The organism is Myxococcus sp. MISCRS1 (assembly GCF_026626605.1).
In the GTDB taxonomy this organism is placed as follows: Bacteria; Myxococcota; Myxococcia; order Myxococcales; family Myxococcaceae; genus Myxococcus; species Myxococcus fulvus.
The window spans coordinates 8,621,963-8,645,890 of the sequence record NZ_JAPNKB010000001.1 but is presented as its reverse complement, the minus strand read 5'-3'; the positions used below and the strand labels follow the sequence as shown (position 1 = coordinate 8,645,890).

General features: G+C 71.3%; 19 protein-coding genes. 7 read left to right on the top strand and 12 right to left on the bottom strand.

Annotated elements, in window-relative coordinates; translation table 11 throughout:
- Nucleotides 1-65: 65 nt before the first annotated feature.
- Entirely contained in the window at nucleotides 66-920 is an 855-nt protein-coding gene (gene mutM / locus OWM54_RS34645) for a bifunctional DNA-formamidopyrimidine glycosylase/DNA-(apurinic or apyrimidinic site) lyase (protein ID WP_267700214.1), read from the bottom strand.
- Nucleotides 921-1,660: 740 nt separating this feature from the next.
- On the opposite strand from mutM, the gene OWM54_RS34640 reads away from it, so the two are divergent.
- The gene (locus OWM54_RS34640) at nucleotides 1,661-3,904 is read left to right on the top strand and encodes a S41 family peptidase (RefSeq protein ID WP_267700213.1); all 2,244 of its coding nucleotides are present in this window, start codon (nucleotides 1,661-1,663) and stop codon (nucleotides 3,902-3,904) included.
- Nucleotides 3,905-3,970: 66 nt separating this feature from the next.
- Here the strand turns inward: OWM54_RS34640 and rtcA are convergent, their stop codons facing one another.
- The gene (gene rtcA, locus OWM54_RS34635) at nucleotides 3,971-4,987 is read right to left on the bottom strand and encodes an RNA 3'-terminal phosphate cyclase (RefSeq protein ID WP_248544513.1); all 1,017 of its coding nucleotides are present in this window, start codon (nucleotides 4,985-4,987) and stop codon (nucleotides 3,971-3,973) included.
- Between the two features lie 233 nt (nucleotides 4,988-5,220).
- Between rtcA and OWM54_RS34630 the strand changes: the two genes are divergently transcribed.
- Nucleotides 5,221-5,664 carry a hypothetical protein gene (locus tag OWM54_RS34630; protein WP_248544514.1) on the top strand — a complete coding sequence of 148 codons (444 nt, stop codon included), beginning with the start codon at nucleotides 5,221-5,223 and terminating at the stop codon, nucleotides 5,662-5,664.
- A gap of 132 nt (nucleotides 5,665-5,796) precedes the next feature.
- Here OWM54_RS34630 and OWM54_RS34625 read toward each other — a convergent pair whose 3' ends face one another.
- On the bottom strand, nucleotides 5,797-7,032 hold the full coding sequence (locus tag OWM54_RS34625) for an RtcB family protein (protein WP_267700212.1): 1,236 nt from the start codon (nucleotides 7,030-7,032) through the stop codon (nucleotides 5,797-5,799).
- A gap of 145 nt (nucleotides 7,033-7,177) precedes the next feature.
- Here OWM54_RS34625 and rtcR point away from each other — a divergent pair, with 145 nt between their 5' ends.
- Nucleotides 7,178-8,800: an RNA repair transcriptional activator RtcR gene (rtcR, locus tag OWM54_RS34620; RefSeq protein ID WP_267700211.1), complete on the top strand. Its 1,623-nt coding sequence runs from the start codon at nucleotides 7,178-7,180 to the stop codon at nucleotides 8,798-8,800.
- Nucleotides 8,801-8,964: 164 nt separating this feature from the next.
- Nucleotides 8,965-9,867 (top strand): hypothetical protein, encoded by a 903-nt coding sequence (locus tag OWM54_RS34615; protein ID WP_267700210.1) that lies wholly within the window; start codon nucleotides 8,965-8,967, stop codon nucleotides 9,865-9,867.
- A 9-nt stretch (nucleotides 9,868-9,876) separates the two neighbouring features.
- Here the strand turns inward: OWM54_RS34615 and OWM54_RS34610 are convergent, their stop codons facing one another.
- The 9 genes from OWM54_RS34610 to OWM54_RS34570 form a co-directional block, all read right to left on the bottom strand.
- On the bottom strand, nucleotides 9,877-11,214 hold the full coding sequence (locus OWM54_RS34610) for a M24 family metallopeptidase (RefSeq protein WP_141325867.1): 1,338 nt from the start codon (nucleotides 11,212-11,214) through the stop codon (nucleotides 9,877-9,879).
- A gap of 286 nt (nucleotides 11,215-11,500) precedes the next feature.
- The gene (locus tag OWM54_RS34605; protein ID WP_267700209.1) at nucleotides 11,501-11,692 is read right to left on the bottom strand and encodes a hypothetical protein; all 192 of its coding nucleotides are present in this window, start codon (nucleotides 11,690-11,692) and stop codon (nucleotides 11,501-11,503) included.
- Between the two features lie 239 nt (nucleotides 11,693-11,931).
- Nucleotides 11,932-12,105 (bottom strand): hypothetical protein, encoded by a 174-nt coding sequence (locus OWM54_RS34600; RefSeq protein WP_153882679.1) that lies wholly within the window; start codon nucleotides 12,103-12,105, stop codon nucleotides 11,932-11,934.
- 106 nt (nucleotides 12,106-12,211) lie between these two features.
- Nucleotides 12,212-15,223 carry a CHAT domain-containing protein gene (locus OWM54_RS34595; RefSeq protein WP_267700208.1) on the bottom strand — a complete coding sequence of 1,004 codons (3,012 nt, stop codon included), beginning with the start codon at nucleotides 15,221-15,223 and terminating at the stop codon, nucleotides 12,212-12,214.
- Nucleotides 15,220-15,816, bottom strand: a complete 597-nt coding sequence (locus tag OWM54_RS34590) for an RNA polymerase sigma factor (protein ID WP_223784057.1) — start codon at nucleotides 15,814-15,816, stop codon at nucleotides 15,220-15,222. Before OWM54_RS34590 ends, OWM54_RS34595 begins: the two co-directional genes overlap by 4 nt.
- 224 nt (nucleotides 15,817-16,040) lie before the next feature.
- On the bottom strand, nucleotides 16,041-16,232 hold the full coding sequence (locus OWM54_RS34585) for a hypothetical protein (protein WP_141325164.1): 192 nt from the start codon (nucleotides 16,230-16,232) through the stop codon (nucleotides 16,041-16,043).
- A 145-nt stretch (nucleotides 16,233-16,377) separates the two neighbouring features.
- Nucleotides 16,378-19,371: a CHAT domain-containing protein gene (locus OWM54_RS34580; protein WP_267700207.1), complete on the bottom strand. Its 2,994-nt coding sequence runs from the start codon at nucleotides 19,369-19,371 to the stop codon at nucleotides 16,378-16,380.
- Nucleotides 19,368-19,955 (bottom strand): RNA polymerase sigma factor, encoded by a 588-nt coding sequence (locus OWM54_RS34575; RefSeq protein ID WP_267700206.1) that lies wholly within the window; start codon nucleotides 19,953-19,955, stop codon nucleotides 19,368-19,370. The genes OWM54_RS34580 and OWM54_RS34575 overlap by 4 nt, the downstream gene beginning before the upstream one ends.
- A gap of 146 nt (nucleotides 19,956-20,101) precedes the next feature.
- Nucleotides 20,102-21,709: a sensor histidine kinase gene (locus OWM54_RS34570; RefSeq protein ID WP_223745619.1), complete on the bottom strand. Its 1,608-nt coding sequence runs from the start codon at nucleotides 21,707-21,709 to the stop codon at nucleotides 20,102-20,104.
- An 80-nt stretch (nucleotides 21,710-21,789) separates the two neighbouring features.
- On the opposite strand from OWM54_RS34570, the gene OWM54_RS34565 reads away from it, so the two are divergent.
- The 3 genes from OWM54_RS34565 (at nucleotide 21,790) to OWM54_RS34555 (ending at nucleotide 23,925) form a co-directional block, all read left to right on the top strand.
- A complete protein-coding gene (locus OWM54_RS34565) occupies nucleotides 21,790-22,659 on the top strand; it encodes a DMT family transporter (protein ID WP_223745618.1) in 870 nt (289 codons plus the stop codon).
- A gap of 103 nt (nucleotides 22,660-22,762) precedes the next feature.
- Nucleotides 22,763-23,311 carry a hypothetical protein gene (locus OWM54_RS34560; RefSeq protein WP_141325169.1) on the top strand — a complete coding sequence of 183 codons (549 nt, stop codon included), beginning with the start codon at nucleotides 22,763-22,765 and terminating at the stop codon, nucleotides 23,309-23,311.
- Nucleotides 23,308-23,925 carry a tRNA-uridine aminocarboxypropyltransferase gene (locus OWM54_RS34555; RefSeq protein WP_267700205.1) on the top strand — a complete coding sequence of 206 codons (618 nt, stop codon included), beginning with the start codon at nucleotides 23,308-23,310 and terminating at the stop codon, nucleotides 23,923-23,925. Before OWM54_RS34560 ends, OWM54_RS34555 begins: the two co-directional genes overlap by 4 nt.
- The last annotated feature ends 3 nt before the right edge of the window (nucleotides 23,926-23,928 follow it).

Here is a 23,928-nt window from a genome sequence, read left to right as displayed (position 1 = left end):
CGCAGCGGGGGCGTGCCGGGGACAAGCCTTGCTGCCATGCGCGAGAAGCCCGGGCGATGGGCGCCCTACCAGAGTACGCCCTGGGTCGGCCCCGTGGCGGTGCCCTCCTCGGGCTGACAGTGGGGACACCAGTGCGTGTTCCTCCCGCCGACGCGCTCGTGGGTGATGGGGGTGGCACAGCTCGGACAGGGGGCGCCGGTGCGCTCGAAGACGTTGCGCCGATGCTTCGCCTGGCCCTTCACGCCGAACAAATCCCGCTGCGTGCCTCGCAGCGCGAGCCCCTCCTCGAGCACGGTCCGCATCGACTGGTACAGCCGTGACACCTCGTCGCGAGACAGCGAGGTCACCAGACGCCGTGGGTCGAGTCCCGCGCGCCACAGGCTCTCGTCCGCGTCGCGGTTGCCCAGCCCGGCGATGATGCGCTGGTTGAGCAGCACCGTCTTGAGCGGGCTCCTGCGCCGACCAAGACGGCGCGCGAGCAACTCGGGAGTGAAGGCCGTGTCGAGCACCTCCGGCCCCAGCTCCTCGAGCTTCAGCCTCGCGGACAGCTCCGCCGTGGGCCCCACCGCCACGCGCGCGTAGCCCAGCGTGTCCGTGAGGTGGAGCGCCTCGCCGTCCTCCAACGTCAGGACGACGAGCGTCTCGGAGGGGCGCTCCGCGCCGCCTGGCCGCAATGACAGCTCGCCCCAGAGCATGAAGTGCAGGGCGAGCGTCTGTCCCTCATCGAGCCCCAACAGGATGAACTTGGCCCGTCGCCGCGCGTCGACGATTCGCCGGCCCCGGAGCGCCTTGACGAAGTCCTCCGGAGAGGGGAAGCGGACCGCCGCGGGCGCGAACACCTCGACGTCGGCGATACGCCGGCCGAGGACCGCCTGCCGCAGGTCTCGTGTGATGATTTCGACTTCGGGGACCTCGGCCATCCCGTCTCACGACCTCCGTCCTCTTTACTGTCGTGCGAGGGAGGCGCCGTGCCAGTCACCCGACATGGGCCCCAACACGCCCGCTCGGAGTCCCGCCAGACGAAGCGGGGGCGGTGCGGGTGCTCGCCGACGCTCGCGGACAGTGAGACCGCGAGGAGACACTGAGACTCAAGCCCGGCGGCACTTCGGCGTTCCCGAGCGACCGTGCGTACGGAGTCCATTCTTGGGGACGACGTACCCGCTCGGTCCCGCGCTGTCGTGCAATGACCTGAAGCGACACCAACTCGCGATGCCCCCAGGAAGCCGGGCTCCGCCGCGCAGGGCATCCTTCGCCCTGCATCTCGAACCATCACGACCTGCCGAAACACATGAGCACGAGGTGCACGAAGGGAGCTCCTTCCCTCTCATGCGGGATGAAGGCTGTGTCTGCTTCTTCCTCCGTTGAGCTGGAGGGTGCCAAGCACGGGGAACGGATTGTGCCTCAGGGCTCCGGGGCCTTGGCCGACATGCCCTGTCACGGGGCACCGCGCCCTGCACACAGAGGGGCGCGCGAGGTGAGGTCACTCCACCCCAGCCGAGTCTCGGGGCACTGCCTTTGATTTGACAATGCCACACGCGCACTCGGGAATAGTTTCCGCGTGAAGTGACGAAGAATCCCCGGCGATATCGCGCCGCGCGGCGTGGCGTTTCCCGACCGACCTGATGAGCCATCCTGGCCGGGTCTGGAGGTCATCCGAGACATGTCGTTCGTTCAGAAGGGCGCCGCGCGCGGCACCTCGTGGGCTCGTCGTGCGCGCCGTCATCCCCTGCTCGCCGCGGGACTGCTCTCGTTGCTGGGTGGAAGCGCGGGCGCGCAATCCCAGTTCCCTCCACCCGAGAAATGGTGTGACTTCGGCCGGGCCGGCCCCGCGGAGACGCAGCCAGCCCCCGTCGCCATGGCCGCCGCGCACGGTCAGGTCCGCTTCTTCGGCGTGGGCCCCAGCTACACCGACGCGGACCTGTCCCTGGTCATGGCCCTGGAGGGACGCACCGTGGACTGGGCCGAGGCCACCCGCCACTACGCCAGCACCATGGAGGGCGTCTGTGCCCTCGATGTCACCAGCAAGACGCTCCCCAGGGCCCGCGTCCTCACCGTGGGCCCCATCGCGTTCATCCGCCCCGGCACCGGTGAGCTGCGCATCCCGCGTCACGCGCGCGCGGCCATCATTGACCTGCGCGGACTGCCCGCCGCCCCTGGACTGGAAGAGGCCCTGGCCCGGGCCATCGGCGCCATCAGCACCACTCCCGTCGAGCGCCTGGCCGGGCTCGTCCGCGCGCACGTGGGGATGCTCGACGAGACGACGCCCTACAACGTCTATGGCAACTACATCGACCGGCTGGCGCAAGAGCCTCATGCCGCCACGGGACAGGCCCAGCTCCCCGTCGCGTTGCTGACGGAGACGGAGCTCGCCCCGGCCACGGCGCGCTTCGCGGCGGACCTGCGGATGGCCGGAAGGGCCTGGCTCATCGGCGCCCCCATCCACGCGGCCGTCGCCGAGTCGAAGTGGATGCCGGTGAGCACCCGAGGACTGCTCGTGCGCACCACGCGCCTCGAGGATGCCCAGGGCCCGATTCCGGACGTCATCCCCGCGGACCTGTCGCTCGCCACCCTCGGCATGAGCGCGCTGAGCGCCGAGGCGCTCCCATCGGAGCAATCCCTCCAGCTCACGTCCTGGCTCGGCGCGCCGCCCGCCGTGGACCGGACCGCGCCCGTCGTCCGCAACGCGCCGCCCGAGCGAATCTCCCTCGAGGCCGTCCCGCCCATCGCCGCCTCGTCGGCCATCGCGCGCGCGGACCTGCTCACCCTCCACGGCGCCACCCGTCTGTTCTATCCCTACTTCGACATCGTGGGAGACGGCATCGACGGGCGCCTGCTGGAGACACTGGCCCGCGTGGACTCTACACCCGTCACCCAGCGCGACCAGCTCCGTCGGCTGCTGCTGCGCTTCAACGAGGTCCTGAAGGACGGCCACGGCTTCGTCACCCTGTACGGAGGTCCCCCGCCGGCGGGCTTCTTCCCCGTCTCCATGGAGGAGGTGCAGGGACAGCCCATCATCCGCCGCTCCGCGCTCCCGACGCTGCAACCCGGTGACACGCTCGTGAGCATCAACGGCACGCCCATGTCGGAGTGGCTCGCCGAGGAGCAGGCCCACGCCTCGGCCGCCACGCCGGGCTACCTGCATGACGTGGCCATCCGCCGGCTCCTCATCATGAATGCCCCCATGGACGTCGGCCTGCGCGCCATGGACGGCACCACGCGCGTCGTCCAGGTCCAACCCCAGCCGGTAGAGCTGCTCAACCAGGTGAGTGGTCCTCCCTCGCTGCGGCCCGCGGGCAGCCTCGCGGACCTGGGCGCTCCGAACCTGCACTACCTCAACCTGGCAAGCGAGGTGCTCACCTCACCGGACGCCCTGCGCGCGGCGCTCACCGCGGCGCAGGGCGCCAGCGGCCTGGTGGTGGACATGCGCGGCTATCCGGGCATCAACCACTACGAGGTCGCGCAACGCCTCATCCCCACGCCGTTCCGCACGCCCGTGTTCCGCTATCCCATCTGGGTCGGTCCCGAGAACTTCGAGACCTGGGACTCCGGCAACACGCGGCAGCCCTTGACGAACCCGTCCTACGCGGGCCCCATCGTCCTGCTCGTCGGCCCTCGCACGGTGTCGGCCGCGGAGAACTTCAGCATCATGATGACCGGCGCCCGGCGCGTGACGGTGATTGGCCGGCGCAGCGCGGGGACGAACGGCAACGTCACCCGACTGCTGCTGCCCGGGCAGCTGGCCGTCAGCTTCACCGGCATGGGGATTCTCTTCCCCGACCAGTCCCGCTTCCACGCCGTGGGCATCGTCCCTCACATCGAGGTCGCGCCCACCCTCCAGGACATCGCCCACGGGACCGACCCGGAGCTGCTGCGCGCCATCCAGTTCCTGCACACCGGCCAGTGACGACGGCGCGGTGAACGCCGAGGGCTCCAGGTGCCACGAAGGCCTGGAGCCCCACCGGCGCGCGAATCAGCCGCGGACCACCACGTCGCGAACGTCGCGGTCCACCTCGCCCACGTCCACCTTCACATCCAGGAAGTGCGCCATCGTCTCCAACTGCGTCAGCGCGTGTCCATCCAGGGGCAGCGTGCGGAACTCCCCGCCCCGCGCGAGCGCGCACAGCAGCAGCAGCTGGTCACACAGGTGCTCGCCCACGGGCACCTCCGCGTTCAGGTAGCGCTTCACCTCGGCGGCCACCTCCTCCGCCACCGTCTCCGCGCGCTTGCCTCGCTCCCCGAAGCCCGTGAAGACCTCCGTCACGTGCTCGCTCTCCACCTCCACCACGAGCGCGTTGCCGGGCCCCTGTCCGCGCTTCAACTCCTCCGGACGGAGCTGGTCGGGACGCAGCTCCAGGAGCGAGCCCACCGTCTCCAGCTCGCGCTTCGCCACGTCGAAGGGAATCATCGACACCACCGCCTTCGCCTCGCGGCGCAGCACCCGCCCACGCGACATCAGCGAGAGCGGCTTCAAGGCCTGGGGCCGCACGTCCACGCGGAACTTCCCGCCGCCCGCCGGGAAGAAGCCGGGCCGGTCCAGCGTCGCCGCCACGTCGGCGCCCATGCGCCGCAACAGCGGCAGGTAGGCCCGCGCCAGGAAGTCGAACGGCGGCGCCGCCGGGTTGTGCGTCCCGCCCTCGAGCATCAGCGTGGACGGCGCCTTCGCGGCCAGCAACGCGGGCAACACCGTCTGCAACACCAGCGTCGCGCTGCCCGCCGTGCCCACCGCGAAGTGGTAGTTGCCCGCGGCCAGGGCGCGCGGATGGAACGTGAGCTCTCGCGAGCCCAGCTCCGCGCCGGACACCTCCGCCGCGCCCACCGCCTCGGCCGCCTTCACCGCCGTCAGGTGCTGCCGCAACAGGCCCGGCTTCGCGCGGCCCGCGCGGATGTTCGTCATCGTGAACGGCGTCCCCGTCACCAGCGACAACGCCAGCGACGTGCGCAGCACCTGGCCGCCGCCCTCTCCCTTGGAACCATCGATGCGCAACATGTCTCGTCTCTCCCGTCTTCCCACGCCTCACGGCCCCACCCGCGCAATCTGACATGCGCGAGCACGCCCCGCACCCTGGCCCGCTATCGGCCACGCGCGGTGTCAGTCAACACCCGAAGCATCCACAACCCAGCGCTCCTCCAGAAAAGCCACCGAGCGGCTCCGCCAGGCCTTACACGAGCTGCGCTTCCGAGGCGCTCACTCCGGAAGCGTGTCTTGCATTGGAGGCAGTCGTGGTCTCTCGCAGTCTCATTGCTCGCAATCTGATGGTCCCCCTCGCGGCGCTGCTCATGGTCCTCACGTCCGCGTGCGGCCCGGACACCCTGGAGGCTCCCGCCCAGGAGACGCAGTCCGCTCCGCCCGAGGACTCGGCGCTCGAGGTGACGTCCCAGGAGCAGTCGCAGTGCCAGTTCTACAACTACTACTGGGACGAGGGCCGCAACCCCGGCGGCCCCAACCGGTGCACCAACAGCTGCCAATGTGACGGCATGCGCACCTGCAGCGCCTCCGGCTGGTGCCAGGGCACCGCGCGCCCCGCCGTGAGCTGCACCAGCCCCAGCTATTACTGGAACGAGGCCTGGAACCCGGGCGGCTCCAACCGCTGCTGGAGCGCGTGTCAGTGCGACGGCATGCGCACGTGCAGCTCCTCCGGCTGGTGTCAGGGCCGCTCGCGCTGAAGCGCCCTGCCCTGAAATAGCGGCGCCCGCTCCCCCACTCTGGCGGCCTTTCGGCCTCTTGGGGGGAACGGGCGCCTCGATGTCGTCATCCCGGCATGGTCACCTCGCGTGCAGGAGTCAGGGTGGTACCGCCTACCCCTTCACGCAGACGACCTGCTTGAGCGTGTGGACTACCTCGACCAGGTCCGACTGCGCCGCCATCACCGCGTCGATGGGCTTGTACGCCGCCGGCGTCTCGTCAATCACCTCGGCATCCTTGCGGCACTCGACGCCCGCGGTCGCCTTCGCGTGGTCCTCCAGCGTGAAGCGCTTCTTGGCCGCCTCACGCGACATCACCCGGCCCGCGCCGTGGCTGCAGGAGTGGAAGCTGTCCGCGTTCCCCTTCCCGCGGACGATGAACGAGCGCGCCCCCATGCTGCCGGGGATGATGCCGAGGTCACCCTCGCGCGCCCGCACCGCGCCCTTGCGCGTCACGAAGCAGTTCTTCCCGAAGTGGTGCTCACGCGCCACGTAGTTGTGGTGGCAGTTCACCGCCGCGTCGGACAGCTCGAACGGAGGCAGCTCACCGCTCAGCTGCAGGGCCTCGATTGCGCCACGCAGCATCAGCTCGCGGTTGGTCGCCGCGTAGTCCTGCGCCCAGCTCACCGCGAAGACGTAGTCATCGAAGTGCTCGGAGCCCTCGGGCAGGTACGCCAGGTCCGCGTCGGGCAGGTGGATGTACCAGCGGCGCATGTCCTCCTTCGCCAGCTCGATGAAGTGGCTTCCGATGCGGTTACCCACGCCGCGCGAACCGGAGTGCAACATCAGCCACACGCCATCCGACTCGTCCAGGCACAGCTCGATGAAGTGGTTTCCCGTGCCGAGCGTACCCAGGTGTCCCAGGTCGGGCCCACGGCCGATGCGAGGGTGCCTGGCGACGATGCGGTCATACCCCTCCATCAGACGCGCCCACTCCTTCTGGTGGGAGGCCGGAGCCACGCGCCACGCGCCGACGTCGTTACGGCCGCCGTTGTCCGAGCGGCCATGCGGCACCGCCCGCTCGATGGCCGAGCGCACCCCACGCAGCGAGTCGGGGAGCTGATCCGCGCGCATCGTCGTGCGCACCGCGATCATTCCGCACCCGATGTCCACCCCCACCGCAGCCGGCACCACCGCGCCCACCGTCGGGACCACGCTGCCGACCGTCGCGCCGTAACCGCGGTGCACGTCCGGCATCGCGGCGATCCACTTGTGGATGAAGGGCAGGCCACGGAGGTTACGGAGCTGCTTCTTGGCCTCGTCCTCGAACGGCACGCCCACGGTCCACGACTTGATGGGGCGCCCCGCCTCGTCCGACAGCACCTCGTAGTTCACCTTGTTGCGCTCCATGGCCTTCACCTTTCGGTCGTTCGCCCTGGGCTCTGTTTCCCGGGCACGCAGGGACCTAGAGCAGCCGGCGTGCCAGGCCCGCTCCAGAGGGGAGCGCCCGGTGGGCCCTGGCGTGGCGTATCTGTTCGGATAAAGTCTTATCCTGATGGCGAAGAAGCGCGCACGACAGACGGTGGTCCTGGGCATGCTCGGGACGACGCTCGACACGGGGCAGGGCCCGAACCGGTGGATGAAGTGGCGGCCCACGGTGGCGCTGTGCCAACAGGAGGACCTGGTGGTGCACCGGCTGGAGCTGTTGCACCCGCCGGCGGCCACACAGATTGCGGCGACGGTGGTGGCGGACATCCGACAGGTGTCGCCGGAGACCACGGTGCGCACCACGCTGCTGGACATCCGCAACCCGTGGGACCTGGAGGAGACGTACGGCGCGCTGCTCGACTACGTGCGCGGGTACAGCTTCAACCCCGAGGAGGAGGACTACCTCGTCCACATCACCACGGGCACGCACATCGCGCAGATCTCGATGTTCCTGTTGGTGGAGAGCCGGCTGATTCCGGGGCGGCTGGTGCAGCTGTCGCCGGACCCTCGCGACAAGGCGGGCGCGGGGACGAACACGCTCATCGACCTGGACCTGTCGCGCTACGACACGCTGGCGGCGCGCTTCCAGCGTGAGCAGCGCGAGGGGCTGTCGTACCTCAAGGCGGGCATCGACACGCGCAACGCGGCGTTCAACCACCTCATCGAGCGCATCGAACAGGTGGCGAGCCACTCGCGCGCGCCATTGCTCATCACCGGCCCCACGGGCGCGGGCAAGTCGCAGCTCGCGCGCCGCGTCTACACACTGAAGAAGTCTCGCGGCACGGTAAGCGGACCGTTCGTGGACCTCAACTGCGCCACGCTGCGCGGTGACGGCGCCATGTCCGCGCTCTTCGGACATGTGAAGGGCTCGTTCACCGGCGCGCTGCAGGACCGGCCTGGACTCTTGCGGCAGGCGAACGGCGGCGTGCTGTTCCTCGATGAGATTGGAGAGCTGGGCGCGGACGAGCAGGCCATGCTGCTGCGCGCGCTGGAGGACAAGCGGTTCCTGCCGGTGGGCTCGGACAAGGAGGTGGAGAGCGACTTCCAGCTCATCGCCGGCACCAACCGGGACTTGCAGACCGAGGTGGAGCGCGGGCGCTTCCGCGAGGACCTGCTCGCGCGCATCAACCTGTGGACCTTCCGACTGCCCGCGCTGCGTGAGCGCCCCGAGGACATCCCGCCGAACCTGCTCTACGAACTGGACCGGGCATCGGAGGCGATGGGCGCGCGCATCACGCTGAACAAGGAGGCCCAGGAGCGCTTCCTGCGCTTCGCCACCTCTCCTGATGCGCGCTGGTCGGGCAACTTCCGGGACCTCAACGCCGCGGTGCTGCGCATGGCCACGCTCGCGCCCGGGGGGCGCATCACTCGCGAGGTCGTGGACGAGGAACTGGAGCGCCTGCGCGCGCAGTGGCGGACAGGCAGTACCCGCCCGGGCCCTGTGTCATCCATGAGCGGCGAGGACCGGGTCGCGGAGGTGCTCGGTGAAGCGCTCGCCGCGGAGCTGGACCGGTTCGACCGCGTGCAGCTCGCGGACGTGTTGGGCGTGTGCCAGGGAAGCCGCTCGCTCTCGGAGGCCGGGCGCGTGCTGTTCGCTCAGTCCCGTGCTCGCAAGTCGAGCGTCAACGACGCGGACCGACTGAAGAAGTACCTGGCGCGCTTCGGCCTGACCTGGGCCGATGTGAGCTGACTCGACGCGGCGGGTGGCCCTCGGGGGTTTCCACGACCGTTGGAGTCGACCCGCCGGAAAAAAGCACGGGCCACGCAAAGGACGGTGACGGAGCGCGTCTTCATCGGTGTTGAAGGCAATGGGGGGCCGTGAGCCGGACGGACCTTCGACACGAAAGCACCGCCATGTCCACGCCGCAGCTCCACCTCGACTCCTGTCGCCGGACAGGCACGTGGCTCATCGCCATCGTCCTCCTCCTGATGGGACAGCGCGTGGAAGCGCAGGTGCGGGAGCCGGACCACTTCCTCACCACGTCCGTCACCCTCTCCTCCGCGCCTCGGCTGCGCCAGGTCTCCACCCGACATGCCTCGCCCATGCTCGCCGCCGGCTTCCGGCTCTCCGAGCACTCGCAGCTCCGGCTCGACTGGGGACTGCCCTACACCTCGGTGGACCCCGCCGGCGCCATCGAGGGACGCAGGAGCCACCTGGGCTCCTCCAACCTGCTCGTCGGCCTGCACAACGTCCGCGCCTTCGTCGATGACACCGTCTTCGTGCGCATGGGCGTGGGCGTCGCCGTGCCCCTGGCCCGCCATCAGGACGCCGACGAGCTCGACGCGCGCAGACCGGAGACACAAGACGCCAACTACACCACCGCCGCCGCGGTGCGCGGGCTCGCGGACCCGTGGCTGTGGGCGCTCGACACCACCTCCGTCGTGCTGCCCATGGCCGTGGGCCTGGACCTGCCCGGCTTCCAGCTCCGCGCGGACGTGGCACTGGGAATGCTCGTCCCCGTCTCCCGCACGGCGAGGGACACGCACTTCGTCGCGCAGGCCAGCCTGGAGGCCGCGCTCGGGCTCGGCATGCTGGAGCCCGGCGCGCGGGTGCAGGTCGTCACGCCCCACCTCACCGAGGCGACCTGGGATGGGGAGGACTCGCGTGTCTCGCTGGAGCCCTTCGTCCGGGTCCGCCTGGGGCCCGCCTTCGCCCGCGCGGGCGTGCGCATCGACCTGGGCGACCCCCGGGCCCACCCCGCGCCCAGCGCGTCACGGATGTGGGCGCTGGGCCTGGGGCTCGGCGTCGGCTTCTGACAGGGCCCGCTACTTGATGAGGTAGAAGGCCTCCTGCCGGGGCACGAAGAACTTCCAGCCCTCCTGCGTGAGATAGGCCGGGTCCTCCTCCATCACCGCGACCTTCTGCCCGTCCCACTCCGGCACCGGCGTGGACGTGTTGAGCTCGATGGCGATGTACGAGCCCTCGCGCAGCAGCTTCGGCGCCTCCTTGCGCGTCGCCGAGCGGAAGTCGATGGACGCGCCCAGCGCGTGGCCCTGGTTGCCCAGCGGATGGCTGTAGACCTGCGCAGTGATTCCCAGCTCGTCCATCCTCGCCATCGTCGCGTCATACACATCCGCCGACGAGCGCCCCGGCCGGGACGCCTCCAGCATCAACACATCCTGGAGCGTGTTCGTGTTCGCCAGCGCCTGCTTCAAGCCCTGGGGCGCGTCCGTCTCCCCCTCGCGCAGCACATAGGCCATCTTCTGCCAGTCGGTGTGCAGCCCCAGGTAGCTGATGCCGAAGTCCACGTGGATGAGGTCCCCACGCTCGATGACGACCTCCTCCTTCGTCACCGCGAGGAAGCCGCGCGACTTGGAGTTCACCCCGCCCTTGCGCTGCACGCGCATGTCCGGCTGGAACCACGTGCTCACGCCCAGCGCCCACAGCCTGTCGTAGAGCCACCGGCGGATGTCCCCCACCGTCGTCTTCCCCGGCACCACCACCTTCGACGAGAAGGCCTCCTTCACCACCTCGTCCGTCAGCTCCACCAGCCCCTGGTAGTGCTCCCACTCCTCGGGCAGCCGCGTGTCCAGGTACTCCTCGATGAGCGGCGCCGCGCTCACGAAGCGCGCCTCCGCCTTCGGCCCGAGCGCCTCCAGAATCCACGCATACCCGTCCCGCGTCAGGCTGCGCGTCACGCCCCGCTTGCCGTCGATGCCCAGCGCAATCGCCTTCGGCTGGTGGCGCGCGTCCAGCTCCGCCAGGAACTCCGGCCCGGACTTGCCCTCCTCGGGCGTCTCGAAGAACTGGAGCACAGCCTCCTCCGCGTAGCCCGTCAGCGCCACGCGCCGCAGCCCCTCGGCCCCCGCGTCCACGAAGACGAAGACGTCACGGTTGCCGGCGTACGGGCGCGGCGGCGCCACGTACTGCGTCAGCGGGTCGTCATGGAACTCCTCGTTGACGACAATCCACATGCCCACGCCATGGCGGCGCATCATCTCCAGCAACATGTCGTGGCGCTTCCGCAGCCAGCCCTCCCGCAGCGCAATCTGCTGGGACATGGGCAACAGCCGGGGCTTCTCGTCCCGGGCCTGGGCACACCGGGACGTCGAACACGCGGACAACAACAGGAGCGGCAGGGCCGCCCACTTCAGCAGGGTCATTGGGGACTCCGAGTCGAGCAGGAGCCACACCCTATCGCCCAGACGGCACTCACCGAAGTCCCCCACCTCCGGAGCCCTTGGAGACTCCGGAGGCGGAGGACCTGGGGCGCGGACTGCCCCTTCCTCCACCACGCACCACGCAGGCCCTCCCGGATGACGCCCCCCCACGACCTGGAGTCATTCGCGTCGTCTCCCCCACCTTCACGACGCCATCCGTCAGAGGCGACGGTCGTCCCCCGACGCCGCCTGCCCGTGTGAAGCGCTCCCAAACCCTCGCGCCAAAATCTCAGTAGCTGGCGATCTGGAAATCCAGGTCGTCGTCCAGGAGGAGCTCCGCGTCACGCGCCTCCCGCTGCGGCTCATCCTCTTCAGAAGGAGCGCCCCCCCGGCACCGCCCCCCGCCCAGCTCCCGTCCCCCACCCTCCGCCAACGCCCCCCAGCTCCCGCCGCCCGCGCCCCGCTCCTCCGGCGCCCACATCCCGTGAGACTCCCCTTGGCCCCTCGCGTCACATCGGAACATCACTCCCCCCTGTCGCGATGCAGTCGATGCAGCTCCACTCCCCGCCGCCGCCGTCTTCCATCTGAAATACGCGGCGAGCCCTTTTTCTTGAGTGTTTCGCGGTGAAATAAAACGGGCGCTCCTCCTCACGAGAAACGCCCGCAAAACATGCAACTCACCGGAAAATCGGGAGAGTCATGTCACCCCTGAGACGTGTTTCACCGCTCCGGATTGACAGCGGGGCTGGCGGGAGGCTGCGGGACGGAGGGCCTGGCGGAGAGGGCCTCGGGGGCCTCCTCCGTGGGGGCGCGCAGGCCCCGGTCCCGCTCCGGCGGTGGATCTGGAATCTCGTGGGCGATGAGGCCCGGCATCCTCGAGTTCGAATTCCTCATGTGAGGCTCCCCCTGGGTTCGACGGTTCAAGGTCGACGCGCCGCGACGTGTGGCGGAGCGTCAACACCAGAACGTGGCGGGTCGGAATCCTTGAGGAGCGGACACTTCACTCGAACAGCAGGACGAGGGCGGGCCAGGTCGCGGAGGGCTCGCGCGACAGCCACGCCAGGCGCTCGTCGCGCAGGGCCTGGGAGGCCGGGGCTCCGGCGCGGATGCGCTCGCGCACGGACTCGAAGAAGCGCCCCGCGGTGTCGGGGATGTCGCCGGTGGAGGCGAGCACGGTGCGCGCGCCCGCCTCGATGAAGGCCACCGGCAGGCTCACCGACTCGTGGAGGAAGGGCGCGGCGCGGGCGGCGCCACACGCGGCGAGCAGCACCAGGGGCGCGCCGTGCAGCGGCTGCTCGCGCACCTGCGTCGCCGAGAGCGCGTAGCGGCCATCCTCCTCGGGCGCCAGCACCAGCAGCGAGGCGTCCGACAGCTCCGGGCTGAAGAGGCCATGGGTGTGGAGCTCTATCTCCCGCGCCTGGGCCATCTCGCGCAGCACGCGCGAGGGGGTGGCCGCCGCGCCTCGCAGCTCCACCCGCAGCGGGTCCGGGACGCGCGGCGCCTCCAGGGGCTGGAGCTTCTCGAGGCCCAGCGAGCGGGGCGCCTCCACGCCCGTCACCACCAGGTGATGGCCCGCCTGTCCGCGCGTCTCCGGGGCGACGCCCGAGCGACCCACGCGGTAGCTCCACGCCAGGTCCGCCGGCAGGAGGCCCGGCAGGCCATGCACGGGAGGAAGGGCCAGCACATCCACGTGCGCGCAGCCGCGCAGGGCCGCCACCAGCCTCGCCGGGACGAGCCCGTCGGCGGAAGCATGCAGGGGCGCGGTGCGGTGGTCGTCGTACGTGCCCACGAGCGCCCCCTGGGAGTCCTTCACGGCGGCCACCGTGCGCTCGTGGTCCACCGCCACGGCGAGCACGCAGCGCTCCGGCACGGGCACGCGCAGGGCCTGGCCCATCAGCTCCAGCACCTGCTCCTGCGCGCCGGCGCGGCCCGCGTCGCTCACCAGCACGCCATAGGCGAAGGTGCGGGCCTTGCGAGCGTCCACGTCGAGCGGGAGCGCCTGGGCCGCGTCGATGGCGCCGAGCAGCAGCTCACGCCCGGACGCGCGCTCGCGCTCCAGCATGAACTGGCCCTCCAGGAAGGACAGCAGCGCCAGCTCCCCCGGCGTGCGCGGGCCGCGTCGCAGCTCGCCCAGCGTGCGCCGCATCAGGTCCTCGTCGCGCACCTGCGCGCCATGGCGGGCCAGATGGGACAACACCCAGGCGCCGGGCATGCCCAGGGGACGTCCGCAGCGCGTGGCCTGCTCCAGTTCGTCGCGCGCCTCGTCCGGACGGAAGTCCGCCCACGCCACGGAGGCCAGGTTGCGGTGCACGTACGTGCGCTGCTCGCAGTCATCGGGGATGCGCGACAGCGACTCGCGCAGGAACGCGCGCGCGCTGGCGGCGCTGTGGCGGTAGCGGGCGATCTGCGCCATCTCCTGGAGGAACTGCTGCTCCAGGTTCCATTCGCCCAACTCACGCGTCAGACGCAGGCCCTCGCGAGCCTCCTCCAGCGCGTCGGCCGGGCGGTGCAGGCGCACGAAGAGGTCCGCGAGCCTGCGCCGCAGCGTCGCGCACCGGTACGCCAGCCCCCGCCCCGTGCAGGACGCCAGGGCCGCGCGCAGCCGCTGCTCCGCCTTCCACCACTGCCCCTCGCGCTCCTCGCGCACGGACAGCTCGCGCTCGGCCAGCAGCACCAGCCACGCGTCCTGGCTGGCCCGCGCGATGCGCTCGAAGTCGTCCAGGTGCCGCTCCGCCGCGTCCAGCGTGACGAGCGCGCCCAGGTACAGGTCGTCCTCTCCGGAGCGTCGCAGCGTCTCCAGGAACGCGTCCGGGGCGGCGTGCTCCTGGCGAAGCAGCCGGGCGTAGTCGCGCGCCAGGGGCCCTCGGCGCTCGAAGTCCGCGAGCGAGACGCGGTTCACGGTGTCGGCCAGCGTGGAGCCCCCCTGGACCTCGTCCAGCACCCGCGCGAGCGGCAGCAGTCGCAGCACCGCCTCGCGCGTGGGCGCGGCCCTCACCGCGTCATAGAAGACCAGGCGCACCACGCCCGGGAAGCGGCGGGCCTCCTCGAGCGGAAGGCGCGAGCCATCCAACGAAGCGAGGTTCTGCGCCGCCGCGCGGGCATCGTGGAAGTCGCGCGAGCGCAGGTTCGTCTCGCTGCGCAGCGCCGTGGCGCGAAGGCGCGCCTCCTCGCTCCAGCCCGGCTCTGCCAGCCTCACCACCGCGTCGAAGGCCTCGGCCGCCTGGAGCGACAGCCCCAGCTCGCGCAGCACCAGCGCCCGGTTCCACAGGGCCTGGGGATGGTCCGGCGCCGCGCGCAGCACGGCCTCCAGCAGCTCCAGCGCCTCCTCGCGCCGCCCCTGCTCCAGCGCGATGAGGGCCAGGTCGCTGTCGCGGTCGACGGAAGGCCGCGTGCGTCGCAGGAAATCCGACGCCTGACGCCAGTCCTGCCGCACCAGGTACGCGGCGGCGATGCCGTGCAGGTCTCCCTGCTCCTCCAGCTCGGCGAGCTCGCTCAGCGGCAGGGGCGTCGTCGACTCCGGCGCCCCGGGCCCGGCGCGCATCGGCACGTAGCGCCGATACCCATCCGCCCGCGCATACGCCACGCGCCCCTCCAGCCCTCGCTGCTCGACATGGGCGCCCCACACCTCGGGCGGCGCCTCGCGCGACATCGGCACGGCCAGCACCAGCGCCAGCAGCACCGCGGCCAGCGCCACGCCTCCCACGGCCCAGACATGCACGGCGCGCGGCCGCGTGGGGCTCAGCGAGCGCAGCCGCTGTCGCCACGACGGCCGGGGCCAGGGCGGCGTGGGCCACGCGGGCAACACCACCTCCGGCGCGGCGGTCAGCGCGTCATCGGACGGCAGCCCCTCCTCGTGGAGCGCCTGGAAGCCGAGCAGCTCGAGCTGCATCGCCTCGTGCAGGCCCGTGGCGCACATGGGACAGCGCGCCAGGTGGTGGCGGAAGTTCTCTTCGTCGACCGGGGGCAGCTCACCATCCAGGAACAGGTACAGCTTGTGACACGGGGGGCTCATGCGTCCCCTCCGCCATCCGTCAGCGGCATCAGCAACTCGCGCAGCTCCTTGCGCGCCTGGAACAGCCAGCTGCCCACGGTGCCCTCGGGCACGCCCATGCGCTGGGCGATGGCCCGGTAGCGCAGGCCCTTGGCGTGCAGCTCGAAGGCCTCACGCACGCGGGCGTTGGGCAGCCGGGCGATGGCCTTGAGCAGGTCCGCGTCGGAGATCCGCTCCCACATCTCCCCCGTCACCGCGTCGGGAGAGCCCACGTCCTCGCGCACGAGCCGGATGTCCCGGCGCTCCTGCTCCAGCAGCTCCGTGCGGCGCTTGCGGCACTGGTCCAGGAAATGATTGGTCAACGCCCGGCACAGCCACGCGCGATACACGGGCTCCGGCTGCGCGGACAACGCCGCGTGGTGCACGAGCGCGCGCACCAGCGCCTCCTGCGCCAGGTCCTCCGGGTCGATGCCCCCCTGACCGCACAGACGCTTCGCCAGGGCCACGAGCATGGGCCTGACGCGCTGAGCAAACTCCTCGAAGCCTTCGTGTGCCACGCGGGCACTGTAGGCCACGGCGAATCGCTTCACCGAGGCAATGCGATGGTCCTTCATCGACCCCTCGCCCTCCTTCCACGCCCACTCGAAACGCAGCCACCCGGAATCCTTGGGTCGTCGTCTGGAAACCGACGCAGTCACGCTGGGTTCCGGTGGCTCCAGGACATCGCTCCGGGCCCTGGGGCCGGGTGGCCCCGGGACGTGGTGGGACTGACACCGAGCACCTCGGACGCCCGCTCGGATGCCCTACGAGCAACGCGCGCCTTCGGCCGCGCACGCGCTCACCCCGGCGGCCCACCCGGAGGCGGGTCCCTCACGTCCGGTTTGGAGGAAGGCGGCGGCACGGCCACCTCCCCGGCGCCACCCGGCTCCACGTCAGAGGACGGTCCCGGAGTGGGGGGGTGGACCTCCGGGAGCATCACCGTCGCGGTGAGCTGCTCCGAAGACTGCGCCTCGTTCATCCTGCCCGTCATGGCACGCGGCTCCTGGGACCTCGTCCCTCTCCCGCCGGATGCGGGAGCGCGCGGTCCTCATGGAACAAGACGCCCCAGGTCCTTCTTGTTGCGTTGAACCTCCCACCTCCCAGCGGGCAGGGAGCGCGCGTGCCGCGAGGAGGGCTCACTCGAACAGCAGCACGCGCGACAGCCAGCGGGCGTCGTCGGGGCGCTCGAGCAACCACGAGGCGCGCAAGTCCCTCAACGCCACCGAGGGGCGCTCTCCCGCGCGGATGCGCTCGCGCACCCGCTCGAAGAAGGCGCCCGCGGAGTCGGGAATCTCCACGGACGCCGCCAGCACCGCGCTCGCGCCCGCCTCGATGAAGGCCATGGGAAGGCTGAAGGACTCGTGGGGAAAGGGCGCCGTCCTCGCGGCCCCACAGGTGGCCAGCAACACCAGCGGCGCGTGGCTCAACCGCGCCTGGCGGACCTTGTCGACCGTCAGCACGTAGCTGCCGTCGGCCTCCGGCGCGAGCACCACCATGGACGCATCCGACTGGGACGCGCTGAACAGCCCATGCGTGTGGAGCTCCACCTCCGACGCCTGGGCCATCTCGGAGAGCACGCGCGTGGGTGTCGCCTCCGCGCCGCGCAGCTCCACGCGCCACGGGTCCGGCACGCGAGGCGGCGTCAACGGGGCCAGCCTCGACAGCCGCAGGGAAGGCGGGCTCGCCACCTCGGTGACGACCAGGTGGGTCGAGGGCCCGGTGCGAGCAGGCACTCCCCGCGCCCCCCGCCCCACGCGGTAGCTCCACGCGAGCGAGTCCGGCAACAACCCCGCGAGCCCATGGACCGGAGGACGGGTGAGCACGTCGACGTGGTCGCAGCCCGACAGCTCCTTCACCAGTTCGGCGGGCACCAGGCCCGTGGCCTCGTCGCGCAGCGGCACCTGGCGCCCCGTGGAGTACGCCCCCTTCAGCTCTCCCAAGGGCCCACGCACGAGGACGAGGGTCCGCTCGTGTTGCACGGACACCGCGAGCAGGCAGCGCTGCGCCACGGGCTCCACACGCAGCTCGTGTGCCATCAGCGTCAGGGCTTCATCCCACGCCCCCGTGCGCCCCGCCTCGGAGAGCAGCGCGGAGTAGCCGAAGGCGCGGGCCTTGCGCGCATCGACGCTGTCCGGCTCGAGGTCCGCCATCGACAGTGCCCGATGCACCAGCTCACGGCCGGAGCTGCCCGGTTGCGCGAGCAGGAACTGCCCCTCGATGACGAGCAGCAGCGACTCCAGCCCGGGAGAGACAGGCCCCCGTCGCAAGTCAGCCAGGGCCCGACGCAGCAGCGCGCCGTCCCGCGGCCGAGGCACCGAGCGCGCCATCTCCGACAACACCCAGGCGCCCGTCAGCCCCAGCGGCCGCTCACACTCCATCGCGCGCTCCAGCGCCGCGCGCGCGGCCTCCGGTCGGAAGCGCTGCCACTCCAGCAACGCCACGGTCCGATGCACATGCGTGCGCTGGGCGCAGTCCTCCGGCATGCGGCCCAGGGACTCCTCCAGATACGCGCGCGCGGTGGTGAACGCGTGCTGGTAGCGCGCCACGTCCGCCAGCTCCTGGAGGAACTCCTGCTCGAAGCGCCACTCCCGGGCCTCCAGCGCGCGCGCCCACCCCTTCCACGCGTGCTGGAAGGCCTCCGCGGGGCGGTGCTGGTCCAGGTAGAGGTCGGCGAGCCTCCGCTGCAGGCCCAGGCAGCGGTACACCAACCCCTGCTTCTGGCAGGTATCCAGCGCATCCAACAAGCGTTGCTCGGCCTTCCACCACTGGCCCTCGCGCTGCCAGAGCTTCGCCTGCTCCTGGTCCGCGAGAACGCGCATCCACGGGTCCCCGGAGGCACGCGCCAGACGAATCACCGACTGCGAGTCGACGGGCTGCCGCTGTGCGTCCGCGAGGACCAGCGCGCCCAGGTACAAGTCCTCCTCGCCCGAGCGCCGGAGCGTCTCCAGCACCTCACCCGCCGGAGCGAGCGAGCCCATCACGAGCCGCCCATACAACCGCGCGAGCGGCCCCCGGTGCGTGAAGTCCCGCTCCGCCACCCGCGCGAGCCACGTGCGAAGCACGCTCCCGCCGTAGCGGTCGTCGAGCACGCGCGCCAGCGGCTCCAGGCGCAGCACCGCCTCACGCGAGGGCGCCGCCCTCACCGCATCGTAGAAGCCGAGCCGGAGGATGCCGGGATGCTCACGCGCCGCGGCGAGCGGCAGGGGCGCGGACGAATCCGTCACCAGCTCCCGCACCGACTCGTAGGCGTCCTTCCAGGCCCGGGCGCGCAGCGAGGTGGACTCGCGAAGCACGCGCTCGCGCTGCGCCGCCTCCTCGCTCCACCCGGGCTCCCCCAACCGGGCGACCTCACCGAACGCGTCGGCCGCCAGGAGCGGCAGCCCCAGCTCGCTCAACGCCAGGGCCCGGTTCCACAGGGCCTGGGGGTGTCGAGGCCACTCGCGCAGGACCCCCGAGAGCAGCTCCAGCGCTTCCTCCAGCCGCGCCGGTCGGGTGTCGAGCGAGCCCTCCTGTCGCGCCTGCTCCAGGGCCAGCAGCGCCAGGTCGCAATCCCGGTCCGCCGAGGCGGGCATGCGCTTCAAGAAGGCCTGTGCCTGTCGGGGCGCGCCATGGAGCAGATAGGCCGTGGCGACGCCGTGGAGATCTCCGCGCGCCTCCATCCGCCACAAGTCCTGCAGCGGCAGCGAGGGCACCGGCGATTGCGCCGCGTCAGCCCCCCGGTCCGGCACATACGGTCGATGGTGGGCATCCACCGCCCGATACGTCACCCGCCCCTCCAGCACGCGAGGGCCTTCCGCGGACAGCCAGGCGCTCTGCTCCCCGCCCCACGGGAGGGAGAGGGGCAGAATCATCCACACCGCGACGCCCGCCACCAACACCTCGAGCCCGCGCAGCCCCCGGAGCCACGTCCGCCGAGCCCGCCGCTCCGCGGGCGCCGATGGCGCGGGCGCGTCCGACGAGGCCACCTCCTGCGCCTGCGCGAGGTGCGCGAGCAGCTCGAGCTGCATCGACTCCCGGAAGCGCGCCTCGCACGCGCCGCAGCCCCCCAGATGCTGTCGGAACCTCCCCTGCTCCCGAGCCTGCATCTGTCCATCGAGGAAGCGTTGCAAGTCCTTGCAATCAACCGTCATTGCCTCCGCTCCCGCCGACGCCGCTCAGCCGTCTCCCTCAAGACCTCGCGCAGCTCCAACCGCGCGTGGTGCAGCCGCGCCCCCACCGTGCCCGGCGCCACGCCCGTCTCCCGGGCGATTCGCGAGTAGGACCACCCTTGGAGATACAGCTCGAACGTCCGACGCAAGGTGGGGCTCAGGAAGCTCAGCGCCCACCGCAAGTCCTCCACGCCGACGTAGCCCCAGAGTTCGTCCTGCTCCAGCGCGTCGTGCTCCTCCGCGTCCACCGACAGCTCGAGCAGCCCCCGCAGCCGGTCCGACTCACTGCGGCGACGCCGACACCGGTCCAGGAAACAGTTCTCCGCCACCCGCCCCAGCCACGAGCGCTGCTTGAAGGAGTCCCATCGCTGTAGGTGCTCCCACCGGAGGAGCGCACGAAGCAATACATCGTGCACCAAGTCCTCCACTTCGTGTTCAATCCCGACACAGTACTTGCGAAGAATGGCAAACAACAGCGGCTGATACTGACGGGCGAAGGCCTCGAAGTCCGAGCCTGGCTCCCCTGACGGAGGCTCCACCACCCTCAATCGCGGCCTCGAGCGCATTGCCCCTCCTCCTTGACCAGAGAACGCGTCAGGTCTGCTTTATTGCCGACACCCCCTTATTCTTACAAACACGCCACCCCTGGGATGAGGAGGGAACGTCCAAGGTGGGGTGTTGTGATGACAACACGACACGGCCCCGCGGGGTGTCATGACGCAGCGGCGGAGAGCGGTGCGGGCTGCTTCAGCGGCAACGTGAGGGTGAAACATGCGCCCCCCAGCGACTCGGAGCGGCTGGCCCGCACGGTGCCTCCGTGGCGCTCCAGGATGCCTCGAGCGATGGCCAATCCCAGCCCTGTCCCCGGACGAGGACCCTCGCGCCGCCGCCCCGTGACGAAGGGCTGGAACAGCCGGGGCAACAGCTCCGGTGGGATGCCCGGACCGCTGTCCTCCACGTGGACCTGGAGCATCGTGTCGGATTGAGACAGGCGGACCTGGAGCCTGGGCCTCGCGACCTCCCCCAGCGCGAGCAAGGCATTCTCCAGGACAATGACAAACACCTGGGAGAGCTGGGATTGGTCCGCCTCGACGGCCAGGGGCTCGCCTTCCTCCAGGTCAAAGGAGACATCCGGCGCCAGGGTGCCCAATCCCTGTCGCGCGGTGGAGTACGCCAGCGCCACGGTGGCATGGACATCCACCCGGCGCAGCTCCAGCGGGCGGGGCCGGCCATAACGCAACAGCTCGTCGACGAAGTGCCCCGCGCGGGAAATCTGCTCGCGCATGCCGGCCAGGGTGTCCGCGTCCGCGCCCTGGCGCTCCAGCAGCTTCAGCTGCGCGGCGAGCACGCCCAGCGGGTTTCGCACCTCGTGGGCCACGGCCGAGGAGAACTGCCCCAGCTCCGCCAGGCGCGCGGCCTGGTCCGCGCGGGTCTCCTGCTCCGCCAGCGCCGCCACCAGCTCCGTGCCCGTGGCGCGCCCTCGCAGCAGCCTGCGTCCCAGCCACTCCTGGAGCCCCTGGCGCAGGGGCTCGAAGGCGAGCGCCGCCAGGGCGAGCAGGAAGAAGGCGCCCGCGCGGTACTCGGCGAGGAAGGGCTGGCCGCTGCCCGCCATCAGCGTCAGCACGCCGAAGAGGAAGCCCGCGGACAGCACCGCCGCCATCGCCGAGTAGACGAGGCTGCGCTCCAGGAGCCTGCGCTCGGAGGGCGGCTGGTGCGCGTTGATGACGTGCACGAGCACCAGCAGCGAGGCCAGCACCAGGTACATGCCGAAGGGCAGCGCGTAGCCGGCGGACAGGAGCAGCGCCGTGGCCAGCCCGCCCGAGTACGCGAGCGCGCCGACAATGCCCAGGCTGCGCAGGAGCGGTCGACGCTCGGGCGTCTCCTTGCGGTACGAGCGCGCCAGGAGCACCAGGGGCACGCCCGCCGCGGAGACCGACAGCGCCATGGTGGGCCAGAACAGCGGCCCCCGCCTCATCGCCAGGGGGCCGTACAGCGCGTCCGGGAAGAGCGCCCCCACCAGCGTGACGACGGTGGCCACGACGTACGCGAGCACCACCAGCCGGGGGGAGCGCTGGCGCGAGACGTCCTGCGCGGTGTGGAAGAAGGCGGCGGCGGTGAAGGCGCCACTGGCGGCGAAGCGCTCACCGAGCCACGCGGCCTGGGGCACGCACAGCAGCAGCAGCGAGCCGCTCCAGAACGCGGTGGCCAGGCAGTACAGCGTCAGCCCCGCGGCGTCGCGGCCTCGCAGCGCGGCCGTGAAACACAAGAGGAGCGACACCGACAGGACCGGCACCAGGCTGTAGGCGAACAGGGGCCCCATGGACGGAGTGTGGCAGATGTTCCTAGTGTGCGCCCCGTCGGCGCCTCGAGGCGCTCCGACGTCACCAGGAGTCATGAGCAGTGCGGCATTTCGCGATGGTCGCGGCAGGGGCCACCCTGTGGGGGTGCTGGTCCCTCTTCCTCCGGCCCGCGGGCCTGTCCTGGGCGCAGAACGCGTTCCTGGCGCTGGTCGCCATGTCGCTGCCGGTGCCCCTGCTGCTGCGCGGCGCCCCGTTCCATGACCGGCGCGCCACCGTGGCCCTGCTCGTCGTGGCCCTGGCGGACGCGGCCAACATCAGCCTGTTCTTCGCCGCCATGAAGCGGGGCCCCGTGTCGGTGGCCGTGCTCACGCATTATCTCGCGCCCCTGCTGCTCGCGCTCGCCGCGCCCTGGGTGCTGGGGGAGAAGCGCTCCGTGCGGGCCCTGGTGGCCGGGCCCGTAACGCTGGCGGGGCTGGTGATGCTCATCGGCCGGCCCGACGGACAGGGAGGAACGGGGATGACGGCGGCGCTCGGCGCGGGCAGCGCCCTGTTCTTCGCGGCCATCGTCCTGGGGACGAAGGCGGCGACGCGAGCCTACTCACCCCTGGCCGTGGCCTCGCTGCACGCACCGGTGTCCGCCGGGGTGCTGCTGCTCATCGCCGGGACGGACGCGCTGCCGACCGCGCTGGACCCGGCCACCCTCCAGGTGCTCGCCGGGGGCGCGGTGTGCGGCCTTGCCGGGACGTGCCTCTTCAATGCGGGGCTGAGCCGGGTGCCCACGGCGGCGGCCGGGGCGTTGACGTACCTGGAGCCGCTCACGGCCTCCCTGGTGGGCTGGGCCGTCTTCTCCGAGGCGCTCACACCCGTGGGCGTGGCGGGGGGACTCCTGGTGCTGGCCGCGGGGGTCTGGGTCGCCTCCGAGCGTCGGGCGCCCGCGTCAAGCATGGCCCTCCCGTCCGCCACGTCTTGAAATCTCCACCCAACTCCCCACTTGCAAGGTCGGGGAATCCTTTGGTCCTCTTGGGCCAACGCAGCTCCTCCCCGCAGCGCCGTGCTTGCGACGCCGTATGCCCATGGAAACCGCAGCAGACAGTCGTGAGTACCGCGTCCTCTTCTTCTGCCCCGCGTCGAGCGCGAGGTTGGAGCGGCTGGAGGCGCCCGTGCGACGGCTGCTGTCGCGCATCCAGGCCCCGCCCGCGGAGCTGACGCCCATCCAGGAGTCCGGGGCGCTGTCGGAGGCCGGGTGGCAGGTGTACCTGGTGCGCTCGCTCACGGAGCGCTCGGCGGCGCAGGCCATGGCCGCGTACGTCAGCGAGGCCACGTGCGCGCTGGCGGCCGAGGTCGACGCCGAGGTGCTGGGGCTCTACGTGGACGTCTCCGGAGACTCGGCGCGCATCTGTCGCTGCGGGCCGGAGGATGGACCGGAGACCTTCGCGGGCCGTCGGCAGGCCGCGCTCAACCGCACGGCCGAGTGGCTGGAGGTCGCGCCCATCCTGCTCTCCGCCATCTTCCAGCTCGACGTGCCGGACGCGGACTACGAGCCGGACGCGGATGACCGCTTCGTGGAGGAGAAGCTTCGTGAGGCGCGCGTCCTGATGGAGCGCTACCGTCAGGGGAAATGAGGTCTCGAACTCCGGAGGACCTCGCGGGCCGCTGTCCGCGCTGCTTCCTGCCTTCCCCGCTGTGCCTGTGCGCCGAGCTGCCGAGCATCCCCACGCGCACGGAGCTGCTCGTCATCCGGCACCACAAGGAGACGCTCAAGTCGACGAACACCGCGCGCATGGCGGCGCTCGCGCTGCCGCGCTGTCACATCGTCTCGTATGGCTCGCCGGGTCAGCGCTTCGATGCGTCGGTGCTGGAGGACGACGGCTCCACGTGGTTGCTCTTCCCGGACGCGCAGCAGACGGCCGCGCCGGAGGCCGAGAAGCCCCGGCGGCTCATCGTCCTGGATGGCAGCTGGGGACAGGCGCGCCGCATGGTGCAGCGGCTGCCGGGGTTGCGCAGGCTGCCCGGACTGAAGCTGCCTCCGCCGCCCGTGGATTCACGCCGGCTGCGCAGGCCTCCGCATCCGGACGGCATGTCGACGATTGAGGCCATCGCCGGCGCGCTCACGTACCTGGAGGGCGAGGACGTGTCCCGCCCGCTCTACGACCTGCACGAGAAGATGATCGACCGCGTGCTCGCGAGCCGCGGCCGGGGCCCCGCGCCTTCGTGTGACGACGACGACGGCGACTGAGCG